Origin of the sequence: Corynebacterium nasorum (assembly GCF_022345765.1) — a bacterium.
Taxonomy (GTDB): Bacteria; Actinomycetota; Actinomycetes; order Mycobacteriales; family Mycobacteriaceae; genus Corynebacterium; species Corynebacterium kefirresidentii.
On sequence record NZ_JAKRDR010000016.1, the window covers coordinates 1 to 15,347 of the forward strand.

General features: G+C 58.3%; 13 protein-coding genes. 10 read left to right on the forward strand and 3 right to left on the reverse strand.

What is annotated here, in order from left to right:
• Nucleotides 1-120: 120 nt before the first annotated feature.
• The 4 genes from MHK04_RS09995 to MHK04_RS10010 all read left to right on the forward strand — a co-directional run bounded on the left by MHK04_RS09995 (nt 121) and on the right by MHK04_RS10010 (nt 4,686).
• On the forward strand, nt 121-804 hold the full coding sequence (locus tag MHK04_RS09995) for a hypothetical protein (protein WP_239208647.1): 684 nt from the start codon (nt 121-123) through the stop codon (nt 802-804).
• 75 nt (nt 805-879) lie between these two features.
• A complete protein-coding gene (locus MHK04_RS10000; protein ID WP_239208645.1) occupies nt 880-2,430 on the forward strand; it encodes an alkaline phosphatase D family protein in 1,551 nt (516 codons plus the stop codon).
• 21 nt (nt 2,431-2,451) lie between these two features.
• Nucleotides 2,452-3,357, forward strand: a complete 906-nt coding sequence (locus MHK04_RS10005; protein ID WP_023020738.1) for a polysaccharide lyase family protein — start codon at nt 2,452-2,454, stop codon at nt 3,355-3,357.
• A 135-nt stretch (nt 3,358-3,492) separates the two neighbouring features.
• Nucleotides 3,493-4,686 carry an amidase gene (locus MHK04_RS10010; protein WP_239208643.1) on the forward strand — a complete coding sequence of 398 codons (1,194 nt, stop codon included), beginning with the start codon at nt 3,493-3,495 and terminating at the stop codon, nt 4,684-4,686.
• Here MHK04_RS10010 and MHK04_RS10015 read toward each other — a convergent pair.
• The gene (locus tag MHK04_RS10015; RefSeq protein ID WP_239208641.1) at nt 4,683-5,192 is read right to left on the reverse strand and encodes a 2'-5' RNA ligase family protein; all 510 of its coding nucleotides are present in this window, start codon (nt 5,190-5,192) and stop codon (nt 4,683-4,685) included. The two genes, MHK04_RS10010 and MHK04_RS10015, sit on opposite strands and share 4 nt — an antisense overlap.
• 103 nt (nt 5,193-5,295) lie before the next feature.
• Between MHK04_RS10015 and MHK04_RS10020 the strand changes: the two genes are divergently transcribed.
• From MHK04_RS10020 to MHK04_RS10045, 6 genes are all read left to right on the forward strand, one after another.
• The gene (locus MHK04_RS10020) at nt 5,296-7,194 is read left to right on the forward strand and encodes a fructose-specific PTS transporter subunit EIIC (RefSeq protein WP_239208639.1); all 1,899 of its coding nucleotides are present in this window, start codon (nt 5,296-5,298) and stop codon (nt 7,192-7,194) included.
• A gap of 560 nt (nt 7,195-7,754) precedes the next feature.
• Nucleotides 7,755-8,318: a CAP domain-containing protein gene (locus MHK04_RS10025; RefSeq protein WP_239208637.1), complete on the forward strand. Its 564-nt coding sequence runs from the start codon at nt 7,755-7,757 to the stop codon at nt 8,316-8,318.
• A gap of 211 nt (nt 8,319-8,529) precedes the next feature.
• Nucleotides 8,530-9,291 (forward strand): LamB/YcsF family protein, encoded by a 762-nt coding sequence (locus MHK04_RS10030; RefSeq protein ID WP_239208635.1) that lies wholly within the window; start codon nt 8,530-8,532, stop codon nt 9,289-9,291.
• Nucleotides 9,291-10,865 (forward strand): 5-oxoprolinase subunit B/C family protein, encoded by a 1,575-nt coding sequence (locus MHK04_RS10035; RefSeq protein ID WP_239208633.1) that lies wholly within the window; start codon nt 9,291-9,293, stop codon nt 10,863-10,865. The genes MHK04_RS10030 and MHK04_RS10035 overlap by 1 nt, the downstream gene beginning before the upstream one ends.
• Complete coding sequence (locus MHK04_RS10040; RefSeq protein WP_239208631.1) at nt 10,855-12,636, forward strand: acetyl/propionyl/methylcrotonyl-CoA carboxylase subunit alpha; 1,782 nt, start codon at nt 10,855-10,857, stop codon at nt 12,634-12,636. The genes MHK04_RS10035 and MHK04_RS10040 overlap by 11 nt, the downstream gene beginning before the upstream one ends.
• 67 nt (nt 12,637-12,703) lie before the next feature.
• The gene (locus tag MHK04_RS10045) at nt 12,704-13,324 is read left to right on the forward strand and encodes a GntR family transcriptional regulator (RefSeq protein WP_200288135.1); all 621 of its coding nucleotides are present in this window, start codon (nt 12,704-12,706) and stop codon (nt 13,322-13,324) included.
• Here the strand turns inward: MHK04_RS10045 and MHK04_RS10050 are convergent.
• Both MHK04_RS10050 and MHK04_RS10055 read right to left on the reverse strand, forming a co-directional pair.
• The gene (locus tag MHK04_RS10050) at nt 13,321-14,100 is read right to left on the reverse strand and encodes a putative hydro-lyase (protein ID WP_198010446.1); all 780 of its coding nucleotides are present in this window, start codon (nt 14,098-14,100) and stop codon (nt 13,321-13,323) included. The two genes, MHK04_RS10045 and MHK04_RS10050, sit on opposite strands and share 4 nt — an antisense overlap.
• Nucleotides 14,091-15,254 carry an NRAMP family divalent metal transporter gene (locus MHK04_RS10055; RefSeq protein WP_034656254.1) on the reverse strand — a complete coding sequence of 388 codons (1,164 nt, stop codon included), beginning with the start codon at nt 15,252-15,254 and terminating at the stop codon, nt 14,091-14,093. Before MHK04_RS10055 ends, MHK04_RS10050 begins: the two co-directional genes overlap by 10 nt.
• Between the last annotated feature and the right edge of the window lie 93 nt (nt 15,255-15,347).

Below are 15,347 nucleotides of genomic sequence, written 5' to 3' on the forward strand. Positions count from 1 at the left end.
GGCTAACTGCCTCGCCTGCCACCACGCGCTCAACAGCAGCATCCTTAACATCCTTCGGAGTCCAACGCGTCACAACTACCTCCCGGTCGAAGTGGCGCATTCACCCCTTGACAGCACGATGTGACTGCTTACCTGTTTGGCTTTTTGTCTATTTATTTCATTTTGCTGTTCAATTTTATTTTAGCGGCTAAACTCGTTTCCTTCTTGCCCTTGATCATATCCCCCATTTTCGCCGTAGGGTATGCGTACTGGTGGCACCGCTCCACCAGAAAAGTTCTTAATAAAACTAGTAAACCGACTCGAAAAGACCCCTATAAAACCTGCGCCGAAACCCCCTCACTAAGCATTACCGGAATTCAAGAGGTTCTGGATCACCAAGAAGGGGACTATTTTCAAAAGTTCCTTTCTTCATTTTCATTAGCAAGCGAATTCTACGATCGTATATACTTTTCAACGGATACTTGGTACCTTCTTCCTGACTACGCAACTACGCTGCCTGAGACAGCAAAAACGTCAGAAGGCGCATCCTCGCATATGCCCAAGTCGTCAATAGGCAGACAGCTCAGCAAGTACAGTTGTAGAACAATTATCTCTACAGATTTAGCGATAAAGTCTTTTGAATCCGGCGTACGCTTGATTCGACTTATCGAAGGTGGCCTCAAGTTACGCTCCAATCAGAAAGACTATGATGTAGCCACCCAAGGGGAACTTGTAGCTATTGATAAGACAATAGTCCCTTCCATTAACACTAGGTCGTATTCAACATCCAAGACTCTATTCAATTTCAACGACCACTGCAGTTAAGTCTGATTTAACCAGCGATTCACTGCCGCTATTTAGGCTGGAAAAGTTCCTTTTAAACCTTTTGTGGAGCTTTGTATGCCTTATTCAAATAGTCGTTCTTCTTTTAATCGTCGTAACTTCCTGCAGATTGCAGGCGTGTCGGCCGCGGCGGTGGCTGCGGGTATTAGTGCACCGGCAAAGGCGGGTGCGCAGTCGAGTCTGAGCTCATGGGGATCGTCACGAGGTGGGGATCTGCCGCAGGATTCGGAGCTTTTTGGCATGGGAGTAGCGGCGGGTACGCCGCGGCATGATTCCATGATCCTGTGGACCCGCTTGGCCCCGGAACCGCTGGCTGAGGATGGTCACGGCGGCATGACCGGCGGCGATGTCCGCGTGGGTTGGGAAGTTGCGAAGGATGAGGGGTTTGGGGACGTCGTCAAGCAGGGCGAGGCCTTAGCCCAACGCGAGCTGGCACACTCGGTACATCCGCAGGTCACTGGACTGGAGCCGGCAACTGAGTATTTTTATCGCTTCCGCGTGGATGGCAAGGTAAGCCCAGTAGGTCGGTTTAAAACTCTGCCCGCACCCGGCGCGAAGGTGGATGATTTCACCTTCACCGTAGCTTCGTGTCAAGCGTGGTATCACGGCTATTTCACCCCGTGGAAGCATATTGCGCAGGAACCAGACCTGGATATGACCATTTTCGTGGGCGACTATATCTACGAATACGGCATTGTGGAAGGAGATAATTTGTGGCGCCAGGGCGCAAGCGTGCCCGATGTTTTCAAGGCAAAGGTGGAGACTCTGGAGCAATATCGCCTGCGCTACTCGCTCTTCAAATCTGATGAGCACCTGCAGGCCGCGCATGCGCGCGCCGCGATGGCGATTGTGTGGGATGACCATGAAGTAGAAAATAACTACGCCGGCAATTGGTCCGAGATTGGCACCAAGGCCGAGCACTTCCTCTACCAGCGCGCAGCTGCCTACCGTGCCTTTTATGAGAATCTTCCGGTCGCCCCGCCCGCGCTTCCCGAAGGCCCCAATAACCGCATTTATGATTCCTTCGACGTGGGCACGCTAATGCGTTTCAACCTGGTCGATACCCGCCAATACCGCGAGGAATCCGCGGAGGATGCCAGCATCTTGGGCGCGGAACAGGAGCAGTGGCTCAACGATAAGCTCGCCACCTCCCCGGCACAGTGGAACGTGGTGGTCAATAGCGTGGTCGTCGTACCAATCGCCGATAGCACCGACCAATGGGACGGCTTCCCAACAGCGCGCCGCCGCCTTATCGAGTCCCTATCTAAGGTAAGCGATCCCGTTGTCTTTACCGGCGATATTCACCAACACTGCGCTGCCGAGATTCAATCCGAATCGGGCCAGCCCGTCGGCGTGGAATTGGTCGCCACCTCCATTGCTTCCGATGGCGATGGCTTTGCCGGTTCCAAGAGCACCGAGTGGTTGGAAAAGCCATATGTGAAGGCCATGGATAAGCGCCGTGGCTACATCAAAGTGCACGCTACCCGCGAGCACCTCGATTCCGAATTCGTCGTCGTGCCCTGGATTGAGCGCGATGATACCGCCCCGCGCGAGACTGCTTTCTCCTTCCGTACCAATGCCGGCGAGCACACGCTGCGCTCCCTCTAAACCCCGAAAGGACAATTCATCATGGGACTTTTTAGCTCGCTTTCCTCTTCTTCCTCTCGCCACGGTTCTTCCCGCAAACATTCCTCTGACCAAGGGTCCTCTACCCCAGCTCCTACCGCGAGTGCTGCTCCACCGGCCGTAGCTAACATTCAGGCAGAACCGCAGCTCATGGAAAATTACGTCACTTGGGAGCCTGTTTCCTGGGACGTCGTCTTGGATCACTACCGTGTCATCGGCACCGATCCCAATGGTGTAGACGTGCTGTTGGGCAAGACCATCTTCCCCTTTTTCCACCACTCCCGGCGCGACGTCGCCGGTGAAAAGTGGTCCTACTACGTCAAGGTAGTAGATGCTTCCGGTACCGAGTCCGCTCCTTCTGGCAAGGCAACGTCTACCTCCCTGCCTTCGGTCACTGCTGGCCAAGCGCTAGCCACGATTGGTTCCTTTGATCGAAAAGGCACAGAGTTCCAGTACTCGCCAAAGGACTACAAGAAGATCGTCACTGCGCACCCAGACCAGACGATCACCGTTGGACCGGATGCTACGCCTGCCGACGTCCCTTATCTCCTCCCCGGTCCCGGCGATAAATGGGCCGGCAGCAAATCCTACACGCTGAAGTGGACGGTGAAATTGGATAAGCCTGCCTCAAAGGCGGCACTGGCACTATGGCTCATTGATACCACCAAGCTCGGCGGTGTTCTCGATATCACGGTTAATGATTTTCATAAACAAATAGAGCTCCCGCAAGGCGCAACGCAAGGTTCGCGCCAAGGCGATGCCAGCGGGGAACCGACCCCGCTGCGACCGGCAGCAATCGAGTTTGCTCTCGCCGAAGATACCCTGAAGGAAGGAGAGAACCAGCTCGTCTTCACCCTCCGCGAAGGAGGCTGGCTGGCATGGGATGCACTGGGGATTTTTGCTGGGTAACACCATGCAAGCGGTGCTTTGCCTAGAAACGGGAAATTGTTCACCGATTCCTGATGTACGGTAGTAACATCTGCATTCTTCTAATACATAGTAAACAGCAGAGGACGCCGACGTTGAAAGGACTTAGCTTCCGTTATGGCTACACTTTCTGATCGCCTGCACCGAGCCCAGCAGGATTTTAACGCGGTGATTACCATCATCCCGTTTGATGAGCACGCGGTGGATGAATCACCCACGCTCATGGGGCAACCGGTGGCGTTCAAGGACATCGTGGATGTGGCATGCGTAGCTACTACCTGCGGCACCAAGGTCAAAGTTGGGCACGCACCGGTCAAGGATGCACCAGTGGTGCAGCGTTTGACGGCGAAGGGTGCGCTGCCGGTAGCGAAGGCGAACCTGCAGGAGTTTTCCTATGGCATTTTGGGCGATGCCTCGGCCTACGGTCGCGTTATCAACCCACGCGATCCCGAAATCTGCGGCGGTGGATCTAGCTCTGGTTCTGCCGCTTTGGTGGCTTGCGGCGCGCTGCAGCTTACGGTGGGCTCCGATAGCGCCGGCTCGGTGCGTGTGCCTGCTGCTTGCCAGGGCGTGCTGGGTTTCAAACCCACCTTCGGGCTCATTCCGGTAGAAGGTGTCTTCCCCTTCGCCCCGAGCTTTGATTGCATTGGATTCTTTGCCAGCTCAATTGACCTCATTGAGCAGGCCTTTATTGCTACCGCAGATGAGGAACCGGCCGCGGCGCAGGATGTTTCTGCTCTTGATGTCACGGCCCTCAAGGCCAAGGGAGAGCGCTTCGCAGATCTTTTGGCGGTGCTAGAGCACTCGGACTTTAAGCTCACCGAGGGCGTGGACTTGGAAGACACCATCGCCGCCACGGCCGAGCTCTACGAGCCGATGCGCTTGAAAGAGGTCTATGATGTCCACCGGCCATTGCTGGACCAGCGCGAAAGGTACCAGGATGTCATTTTGCAGCGAGTGCTGGGCGGAGAAAATATCAGCCAGGAAGATTATGACGCAGCTGCACAGGGCGTGAAAGAGCTGCGCGAAAAGGCTCTTGCCCTGCTTGGCGATGCCCCCATTATTCTTACCCCTACCCTCGATTCCGGCCCCCTCAAGTGGTCCGATATCACCCCGGAGAATACCGCGGAATCGGCCGCGAGCCTGCGACGCTGGACCGAGCCTTTCAATGTGCTTGGATGGCCGGCGATTACGGTGCCGCTGCGCGGCGAAGAGGAAAAAGGCGTGGGTGATGCGGTGCAGGTCGTCGGCAAGCCGGGCGAGGACCTGACCGTGCTGCGCGTTGCCCGTGCTCTACAAGCCCTGCTCTAGGCCTCGGCCAGTACTGTCTTTTCCTGCGTGCGCGGCCGCCAATAAGCAGCTTCTACGGCGCTAAACTCCTTGAAATGCGATGAGGTGAGCTCATCCATTGCGTGGATATAGCCAGGAACCTCCTCGCGCGGCAGGCGCAATCCCATGGTCAGATGCGGGGTCCACCGCGGCCCGCGGCCGTCCGGATTGGCGGCACTGATTTTTCGCGCGGCAATTTCTAGCTCGTCGGTCGTTTCAAGCAGCCAAGCCACCGTCTGCTTGCGCTTGGTGCCGAAAATGACGTTTCCTACCCGCCGGAAATCTGCCGGTATGACGGGCGGCAGCAGCTGCGCCGCTAAATCCACGACCTCTGGCTGCATGTGCGGTGAAAAGGTCACAGTAATGTGCGGGCGTTGATGTTGGACGGGAAAGCCGCGCTGGGCAAGGCCGGCAAAGATTTCGCGTACTTGGTCTTCCTGCTTTTGCGGCAGGTAGAGCAAGATATTATCCGGCGATGCTTTACTCACGGCGTGGCGTCCCTTTCTGCGGTCGGGTGCTTCCAGCGTACCGGCGCATTAGATGACAATCCCCTATTGTGCCAACGCAAACGTTTGCCGTTTAATAAGACTCATGAGCACTTCAGAGTCATCGCCCCTCATCCTCGCCATCACGGCGTGTCCGACGGGCATCGCGCATACCTATATGGCGGCCGAGAACCTTGAGGCCGCAGCCCAAGAACTGGGCTACCGCATCAAGATTGAAACTCACGGTTCTATCGGCGTCGAAGGAACCTTTAGCAAGCAAGATATCGAAGACGCCGATGCCATTGTCATTGGTGCCGATACTGTAATTTCCAAAGACCGCTTCCATGGCAAACGCCTCGAGGCCACCGGCGTGGACGAGGCCATCAAACACCCAAAGGAACTACTAAGCAGGTCCTTAAGCGCTGCGCGCTGGGAAGGAACTACAGACAGCCAGGAAGAAGAAGCGCCCCGCAAAAATAGTATTGGCCAGACCTTGTACAAAGCGCTGATGAACGGCGTCTCGCACATGATCCCGTTCGTGGTTACCGGCGGTTTGCTCATTGCGGTAGCCCTCTCTATCGGTGGCACCCCCACGCCTGAGGGCATGGCGATTCCAGAAGATAGCTTCTGGAACACTGTCAATGAACTCGGCGCTCTGGCGTTTTCACTGATGGTTCCAGTTCTCTCCGGCTACATCGCTGTGGGCATCGCGGACCGACCGGGCCTTGCGCCTGGCCTTATCACCGGCCTCATCGCCACCACCGGATCACTATATGGGTCTGAAACGGGTGCCGGCTTCTTGGGCGGCATTGTCACCGGTATTTTGTCTGGTTATGTGGCCCTAGCCATTAAGAAGATTCCAGTGCACAAATTCATTGCACCGATCTGGCCCATCATTGTCATCCCGATTTTCACCACACTCATCGTGGGCCTTATCTTTATCTTGCTCATTGGCGCACCTGTCTCGGCCGCTTTCGAAACAATGACTGAGTACCTCGCCGGCATGCAGGGATCCTCCGTAATCGTGTTGGGCCTCATCCTTGGCGCCATGATTGCCTTCGACATGGGTGGCCCCTTCAATAAGACAGCCTTCCTCTTTGGCGGCGGCATGATCGCGGCTGGCAACGCGGCGCCGATGGGCATGGCGGCCTGCGCCATTGCTGTGCCACCTCTTGCCGTGGGCGTAGCGACGCTTCTGCGTCGCCGCTGGTTTAACAAAGCGGAAAATGATGCCGGCATCGCGGCATTGTTCATGGGATTCTTCGGCATTACTGAGGGCGCTATTCCGCTCGCTGCCGCACGTCCATTGCAGGTTATTCCCGCCAATGTTGCTGGTGGTGCCGTAGCCGGTGCACTTGCCGGAGCATTTGGCGCGCAAGACCACGTGATGCACGGCGGGCCAATCGTCGCGGCGCTCGGCGCCGTAGACAATGTCGTAGGTTTCTTTATCGCCATGCTCGCCGGCATCGCGGTCTGTGCCGGCCTTATCCTCCTGCTAGTAGGGTTGACGCAGCGCAAGGATAAACCGCTGGTAGCCGTGGACACGATCAGTCTGGATAAGGACTTGGGCTCTTCCAGCGAAGAGGTCATTCGTTCCCTAGTGAAGCTCACCTCTCCGCGAATGTCCGATGCGGAAGCGGTCACTAGCGCCGCATTGCAGCGCGAATCTACCCGTTCCACCGGTGTGGGACACGGCGTAGCCATTCCTCACGCGCGGTCTGCCGGGGTAAAGGTACCCACCCTTGCCTTCGCCCGCCTACCCCAAGGTGTCACGTGGGCCGAGGGCGAGGACCCAACCACCCTCGCCTTCCTTATCGCCGTTCCCGACGATGCCGGAAAGCAGCATCTCAAGCTATTATCCAAGCTCGCACGCAACATCATGAAGGAAGACTTCCGCGCCCAACTCCACGGAGCACGGAACCGGAAGGAAGCCGCCGACATCATTTCCTCGGCCCTTTCGCCCGCCCCCTCTCCTAACAAGGCGGCCGCGACCAACCAGGCTTAAAGAGCCTTACTTTTGCGAGCGCTCAGCGATTTCTCCGCTGAGCGCTCTTTTTAGGTCTAAACAGCGCGAAGATACCGCGATTCTGCTGCCCCCACGGACGGGGCAATGCGCCTAAAAGGCTCAGGCGAGACTATGTGCCGACATGGTGGAATCTCATAAATCTTATGACAACCAGAAACCACAAGGTTCTTCATAGGCTCTAGCAAGAAACCGGCCAGTTTCGCCGGTGGCTGGCTTAAAACTAGGCCCATATACCTTAAATCAACCTCATTTCTCCGGGAACCTGAGATATGGATTGAAAATTACCCCCGTGGGGCGAGGCGTTCAACGCCGTCACTGAGGGAATTTAGGGGTTTCCTAGCTCAAATCGAAAAATAACTAAGAAGTAATTAGTTTTCCGGCAAATCATCTTTAGGAATCCTAATAATTGCTGGTCAGTTGGCTTTTACCCTGTGGTAATTGATTAAATTTTAAGTGAAGAGGAACGGAAATTCGCCGTGAACACCCCGCGATTCCCTCCCTTGTGATACCCGCTAGGTTCCAGCAGAAAGGCACCGCTTATGTTTACCCCCAAAGTTCACTTCTGCGCCAAGAAGTTCGTCGCTCCTGCACTTGCGGCAGCCGTCGCCCTCGGCGTTGGCGTAGCTCCTGCAGAGGCATCGAGCTCCTTGGGCAGCTTCGGTGGCGTGAACCTTCCGGTACCTTCCGCCAATCTTCCCGTTGCTCCGGCTGCCGCTGCAAAACCGGTCGCTCCAGCCTCCAGCCGGGTCCAGAACATCATCAACTACACCAACGACTACCGCAAGGCACACGGCTTGCGCCCGGTTCGCGCCAACGGTGCGCTCAATGGCCTAGCCCAGGATTGGGCCAATCAGCTGGTTCGCGCCGATAAGCTCAGCCACCGCCCGCAGCACTGGAACTACTACCCAGCCAATATCCCGGCCGGCGGTGAGAACGTGCTGCAGGCATGGAGCGACTACTCCGATGCGCAGCTAGTAAAGCTCTGGTACGAGTCCCCAGGCCACCGCAAGATCATGCTGGACCCACGCGCCAAGACCATCGGCGTTGGCGTTGCCATCAACCCTGAAGGCAAGCTCTACGCCGTCCAGAACTACGGACGCTAAAGATTTATAAAGCTAGGGCCTAGGAACTCTTGGACTCTAGCGAGCTATGCCGCCCCGTCTCGGATCCCTTCTCCGAGACGGGGCGGTTTCCCGTATACGGGTGGGGGTGTACACGCGGGTAACGCAAACGTAATCAGCTTCACAAATGGCAGTGTCGAGGGTTACACTTAAGCCCATTCGAATTGTTCAACAATCTTAAGGACGGTGTTGAATGTCCGCGCTCCATATCGATCTTAATGCGGATTTGGGAGAGACCACTGCAGGCAACCCAGTCGCAGATGACGCGGCGATGCTGGAGATGGTGTCCTCAGCAAACGTGGCCACCGGGTTCCATGCGGGTGACCCACACTCTATTGCCGGCACGCTTAAGGCAGCCGCAGAGGCCGGCGTGACCGTAGGCGCGCACGTGGGTTATAACGACGCCGCAGGCTTCGGTCGCCGCTTTATTGATTACAACCCGAACGAACTCGCTGATGAGGTGACTTACCAAATCGGCGCACTTGATGCTTTGGCTCGCGCCAATGGCACTAAGGTCTCCTACGTAAAGCCGCACGGCGCAATGTATAACGCGATCGTGAAGGATAAGGCACAGGCAGAAGGCGTCATCAAGGGCATCAAGGCCTTTGGTGACTTGCCGGTAATGTTGCTGCCTGGGGGCGTAGCAGTGGACGTCGCCCAGCAAAGCGGGCTCACCGTCATCCGTGAGGCTTTTGCGGACCGCAATTACAACCCCGATGGCACGCTCGTCTCACGCAAGGAAGCCAATGCGGTGCTGGATAGCGCCGATGAGGTGGTACAGCGAGTGCTCGAGGTAGCACAAACCGGTTCGATTACCGCCGTGGATGGCACGAAGCTCGAGGTAGATGCGCAATCCGTATGTACCCACGGTGATTCCCCCGGCGCGGTGAAGCTGCTACGCGGCGTAGTGGAGCGCTTGTGGGCTGAGGGTATCGAGATTCGGAGCTTCATCTAATGCACATTAATTTTGTGGGCACTCGCGCATTGCTCATTGACTTGGAGGGATTAAACCAAGTCATGGACTGGCACGCTGCGCTGTCTGCCAAGCCTTTGAAGAATCAGGTGGACTGCATTGCGGCCGCCACTACCCTGCTGCTGACCTTTGAGGCACCCGATTCGGCGCGCGATGCGGCGGAATTTTTGCAACACTTTTCCCCTGCCACAGCCGCGACCGCAGAGGCGCGCACGGTAGAAATCGATGTGCTCTATGACGGAGAAGATGTCGATGAGGCTGCAGACCTACTTGGCCTCTCGCGCGAGGCACTCATCAACTGGCATACCTCCACCGAGTGGACTGCCGCCTTCGGTGGCTTTGCTCCAGGGTTTACGTACTGCGCGCCTTCGGATCCGTCCTTGGCCCGCGCCGTGCCACGCCGCTCCAACCCCCGTACCGCAGTACCGGCCGGTGCCGTAGGCATTGCAGGCGAGTTTTCCGCAGTTTACCCACGCGTCTCCCCAGGTGGCTGGCAGCTGCTGGGCACCACCAATACGCCGATGTGGGATTCCAATGCCAACCCGCCAGCCTTGGTACAGCCGGGCGACCGCGTGCGCTACCGCAGCGTGGATAAGCTACCGGAGCTAGTCGATCACTCTGCGCGCTCTAAACGCGCTCCTGCCCGCCTGCCGCGCATGGAGGTAATCGATGCCGGCCTACTCACTCTCTACCAAGACTTGGGGCGCCCAGGCGTGGGCGACCTCGGCGTGACCCCATCGGGTGCCGCGGACCGCGCCGCCGCCGCGACCGCCAATGTGGCCGTGGGCAACCCGCGCGGAGCAACCGTGCTGGAAAATATTGGCGGCATCAAGCTCCACGCGCTTACCGATACCGTCATTTGCGTCACCGGCGCGACCGCCCGTGTGCGCCTCGGTGAGATGCCGGTTCACCTCGCCCGCCCCGTGCTGGTCACGGCCGGGCAAACCGTCACGGTGGATCCCGCAACGGTAGGCATGCGCAATTACGTGGCTATCCGCGGCGGCATCATCGCCGAATCCGAGCTTGGCTCCGCAGCCACCGACGTCCTGTCGGGCCTCGGCCCAGACCCAGTGACCACCGGCGATGTCATCGGCGTGCTGCCTCGCTCTACCGGCATGACCGATGCCCAGCTTTCTAACCCATTGCGGGTGCGTGAAAGCTCCGATGGCAAGACCCGCGCTACCTTGCGCTGCGTGCTCGGTCCCCGCGATGACTGGTTTGGCGATAATGTCTCCGCCTTCCTCGCAGCCGAATGGACCGTTACCTCGGATTCCAACCGCGTGGGCCTGCGCCTGGACGGTGAAGAGCCGATTGAACGTGTTAAAGACGGCGAGCTGCCTTCTGAGGGCATGGTCGCCGGCTCCATCCAAATCCCGCCCAATGGCAAACCCGTAGTCTTCCTGCGCGATCACGCTGTGACCGGCGGTTACCCCGTCATCGCCACCGTGTTGGAAGAAGATATCGATATTGCCGCGCAGCTGCCACCCGGCGCACGCGTGAACTTTGAACTCGTAGCACCTCAAGCCTTGAACACTGGAGATAAAAATGCAGATTAAAACCGTCCTCATTGCTAACCGCGGCGAGATTGCCGTGCGTATCGCCCGCGTCGCCCGCGACCTAGGCATTAAGTCCATCGCCATTTACTCCGAAGCAGATGCGGGTGCTTTGCATACCCAGGTAGCAGATGAAGCTTATGCGCTGCCGGGCAATACGGCTGCCGATACCTACATGAACGTACCCGCGCTGCTTGATATCGCGGTGCGTGCCGGCGCTGATGCTATTCACCCAGGCTATGGCTTTTTGTCCGAAAACGCCGACTTTGCCCGCACGGTGACTGAAGCCGGAATGATTTGGATTGGCCCTTCGCCCGAGCATATTGAGTTACTCGGTGACAAGATTGCTGCCCGCCGCGTGGCCGAAGAGGTCGGCGCGCCACTGGCGCCGGGTACTTCTGATCCCATCGATGATTGGCAAGAAGCCCGCACCTTTGCCGAAGAGCACGGTCTGCCCATTGCCATCAAGGCCGCTTATGGTGGCGGCGGACGTGGCTTGAAGGTCGTGGACAACATGGAAGAAATCGAGGGCGCGTTCAACTCCGCTGGCCGCGAGGCCATGGAGGCTTTCGGCCGCGCCGAGTGCTACGTAGAAAAGTTCCTCACCCACCCGCGCCACGTCGAGGCCCAGGTGCTGGCCGATACGCACGGCAATGTCCGCGTGCTCGGCACCCGCGATTGCTCCACCCAGCGCCGCTTCCAAAAGCTCATTGAGGAAGCCCCAGCACCCGCGCTTTCCGACGCCCAACGCAACGGCATCATCGAAGGCGCCCGCTCCATTTGCGCCAAGGTGGGCTATGTCGGTGCCGGCACCGTGGAATACATCGTTTCCGAGGACGGCACCATTTCCTTCCTCGAGGTCAATACCCGAGTCCAGGTCGAGCACCCCGTTACTGAGGTAGTCACCGGCACCGATATCATCGCTGAGCAATTCCGCATCGCGGCCGGCGAGCCGCTGTCCTTCGATGAGGATCCACAATCCCACGGCCATGCTTTTGAGTTCCGCATCAACGCCGAAGACATCCTCAATGGCTTCGCTCCGTGCCCTGGCACCATTGTCTCCTTCGAGCCGCCGACCGGCCCGGGCATCCGCGTTGATTCCGCGGTACGCTCTGGCTCCATCATCCCGCCCTACTATGATTCGCTGATTGCCAAGCTGGTGGTATGGGGCCCGACCCGCGAGATCGCCTTGGCCCGCGCCCGCTTTGCCCTGCGCGAATTCACCGTCACCGGCGTGCGCACCGTGCTGCCGTTCCACCGCGACATGATGGATGAGCCCGCGCTCATCGGTACCGCTGCTCCGGCAGAGGATGCCGCTGCCGCGGGGGCTTCCGAGATTGGTGTCTTTACTGACTGGGTTGACCACAACTACCGCCCATCTGCCGCCAACCAGGTGGAAAAGGTCGAAGCCATCTACACCCAGCGTCGCAATGTTGCCGTGGAGATCGATGGCAAGCTGGTCAACGTTGGCGTTCCAGTAGATTTCCTTGCCGCACCGGGCGCCGCCTCGGCCGGCGGCTCTGCATCCACGGCACCATCTTCGGCTGGTGCGCAGTCCACCGATGACAACGCAGTCACCTCCCCATTCGAGGCCAACCTTGTGGCGTGGAACGTCGCGGACGGCGATACCGTAGCCGAAGGCGATGCCATCGCCACCGTAGAGGCCATGAAGATGGAATCTGCTATTAAGGCGCCGCGCGGCGGCACCATCAAGCTCTTGGCTGCTGAGGGAGACCGTCTGGATTCCTCGAAGGTTATTGCGACCATCGATTAATGCTCGTGTAGGGTTGTACACCTCATATTCAATGTGAGGTGCACAACTTTTTAGTACAGTTGTGAGCATGCTTTCCCAGTCTGTCGCCTCCGCGTTGCGCGAAGCCATTTCCGCAGGCGAATTCCAGCCCGGCGAGCGCCTCAGCGAGGTCAAGGCAGCCGAACGCTTCAACTGCTCGCGCAATACCCTGCGTGAGTCCTTCACGAGGCTCGCCGCGGAGCGCATTGTCGAGCGCATCCCCAACCGGGGTGTCTTCCTCGCAATGCCAGATGCAGACTATATCCGTGATCTCTTCGCCGCCCGCGCAGCCATCGAACCGGCGGCGGTGCGTTGGGGCGCTTTTGCCGACGCCCCCTCACTCGTCACCCTCACTTCCTCTGCCTTCGACTACGCGGCGCGCGGCGAGCACCAGGAAGTCTCCGCCATCAATCAGCGCTTCCACCGCACGCTGGTGGCCGCGCTAGGCTCCCCCACCCTGAATGAGCAGATGGATAATCTACTCGCCCGCATGCGGCTTACCTTCCTCTTGGCCATCCCGCGCTACCCGCAACTACATGCGGACCATATTCAAGGAAATATCACCTTGGCCACGCTCATCGCAGATGGAAAACGGGATGAGGCTGCCACGCTTACGCATGACAGCCTTATGAATACGTGCGGCAAGATCCTCGCCGTGCTCGAGGATTAAGGAATGAGAAAATCTTGATCGCGGGCATTTGTCACTAACATTTGCCCCGGCGCGTGCGTGATAGCCAGGCGCGGCTTGGATTCCATCACGATGGCTTGTGGGGTGACTCCACAGGCCCAAAAGACCGGTAGGCAGCCGTCTGGTACTTCTACCGGCTCGCCAAAGTCTGGACACGAGAGATCCGCAATGCCGATGGCCGCTGGGTCACCTACGTGCACTGGGGCGCCATGAACCGAGGGGTAGCGGGAGGTAATGCGCACGGCATCGGAGACCTGCGCGGCCGGGATAGGCCGCATAGACACCACCATGGGCCCGGAAAAGACCCCGGCCGGGGTGGTAGGAATCGAGGTCTTGAACATCGGAACATTGCGCTGCTGGGCAATGTGCGCGACCTCTATGCCGTTATCCTGCAGGGCAGTTTCAAAGGTAAAGGAGCAGCCGATAAGGAAGCTGACCATGTCTGGGGTGTAGTACGAGGTGGCGTCGCCAAGCGTGGCACTGTGCTCACCGTTTTCAAAGACGCGGTAGGCGGGGATATCGGTGCGGATATCTCCACCTGGAAGTAGCTCGGAGGTGTACTGCCCCGCCTCTAGCACGCCCACAATTGGGCACGGCTTGGGGTTGCGCTGGGCAAAAAGCAAGAAATCGAAGGCGTATTCCTGCGGCACCGCCAGCAGATTAGCCTGCATAAAGCCACGGGCATGGCCAGCGGTGGTGGCCATTTCATGGGTGCGCGCATACTCGCGCACCTGCTCCGGGGTCCGCATTAAGCCCATAGTTCGGTGATGCCGGAAAAGGCCTTGAAACCAATAAAGATGGTCAGTACCCACGCCAAGGCGCCAATGACCAGAAGCCACTTGGGGTACTTATAACCATGCAAAAGGTCGCGGCGGCGCCAGGCCACCCACATCACGAGGGCAAAGCCAATGGGCAGGATAAGGCCGTTGATGGCACCAGCGAAGATGAGCAGCTTCTGCGGAGCGGAGTTAATGGCCACGAAGACCACCGTGCACACCACAATGAAGACTATGGTGAGGATATTACGGGTGCGCGTCGAGGTCTCCTGGGAGGTCACAAAGGACACCGAGGTATAGGCCGCACCGATAACGGAGGACAAACCGGCAGCGAAGAGGACTACGCCGAAGGCACGCAGGCCGAACTCGCCAGCGGCATGGTAGAACGCATCGGCCGCGGTGTTGTCATCGGAAAGCGCCACCCCAGTGGCTACCACGCCGAGCACCGCCAAGAAGAGGAGCATGCGCATGATGCCGGTTACCACGATGCCGCTGACCGAGGTATAGGTAATGTTCTTGACGTTTTCCACGCCGGTGTGGCCAGAATCAATGAGTCGGTGCGCGCCGGCAAAAGTGATATAGCCGCCCACGGTGCCACCGATGATGGTGGTAATGACGAAGAAGTCAATCTCGCCTGGCGCGACGGTATTCTTTAGTGCCTCGCCCACCGGTGGTTGGCTGACCACCGCGACGTAGAGCATGAGCAGGATCATGACCGCACCGAGGACGGCAACAAGGCGGTCAAGTGCCATGCCGGCTTTGCGGGAGAGGAAGATAAAGACGGCGATAGCTGCGGCGATGACGCCGCCGATGCGCGCATCGATGCCCAGCATCGCGTTGATACCGAGGCCCGAACCGGCGATATTGCCAATATTGAAGACCGCGCCGCCGATAAAAACGAATACGGCGAGGACCCAGCCCAGGCCGGGGAGAACGGTATTACCCAAGGTATTTGCGCGCATGCCGCTTACACACAGCACTCGCCACACATTGAGCTGGATGGCAATGTCAACGAGGATGGACAGCATAATCGCAAACGCGAAAGAAGCCCCCATCTGCACGGTAAAGACCGAGGTCTGGGTCAAAAATCCCGGACCGATGGCGGAGGTGGCCATGAGGAACATGGCACCGGCCATGGCGCCGAGGCCCTTTGGCGGGGTCTTGTCCTCCGCCCGCGCCGGAGTGGCGTGTGATGTCTCAGCACTCACTAGATTTTACCTTTCGTGATG

Bases quoted from the DNA above. Each gene is read 5' to 3' on its own strand.
- MHK04_RS10045 (WP_200288135.1), top strand. From the start codon at position 12,704: ATGCTTTCCCAGTCTGTCGCCTCCGCGTTGCGCGAAGCCATTTCCGCA.
- MHK04_RS10020 (WP_239208639.1), top strand. From the start codon at position 5,296: ATGAGCACTTCAGAGTCATCGCCCCTCATCCTCGCCATCACGGCGTGT.
- MHK04_RS10025 (WP_239208637.1), top strand. From the start codon at position 7,755: ATGTTTACCCCCAAAGTTCACTTCTGCGCCAAGAAGTTCGTCGCTCCT.
- MHK04_RS10040 (WP_239208631.1), top strand. From the start codon at position 10,855: ATGCAGATTAAAACCGTCCTCATTGCTAACCGCGGCGAGATTGCCGTG.
- MHK04_RS10030 (WP_239208635.1), top strand. From the start codon at position 8,530: ATGTCCGCGCTCCATATCGATCTTAATGCGGATTTGGGAGAGACCACT.
- MHK04_RS10010 (WP_239208643.1), top strand. From the start codon at position 3,493: ATGGCTACACTTTCTGATCGCCTGCACCGAGCCCAGCAGGATTTTAAC.
- MHK04_RS10035 (WP_239208633.1), top strand. From the start codon at position 9,291: ATGCACATTAATTTTGTGGGCACTCGCGCATTGCTCATTGACTTGGAG.
- MHK04_RS10000 (WP_239208645.1), top strand. From the start codon at position 880: ATGCCTTATTCAAATAGTCGTTCTTCTTTTAATCGTCGTAACTTCCTG.
- MHK04_RS10055 (WP_034656254.1), bottom strand. From the start codon at position 15,254: ATGGCCGGTGCCATGTTCCTCATGGCCACCTCCGCCATCGGTCCGGGA.
- MHK04_RS10005 (WP_023020738.1), top strand. From the start codon at position 2,452: ATGGGACTTTTTAGCTCGCTTTCCTCTTCTTCCTCTCGCCACGGTTCT.
- MHK04_RS10050 (WP_198010446.1), bottom strand. From the start codon at position 14,100: ATGGGCTTAATGCGGACCCCGGAGCAGGTGCGCGAGTATGCGCGCACC.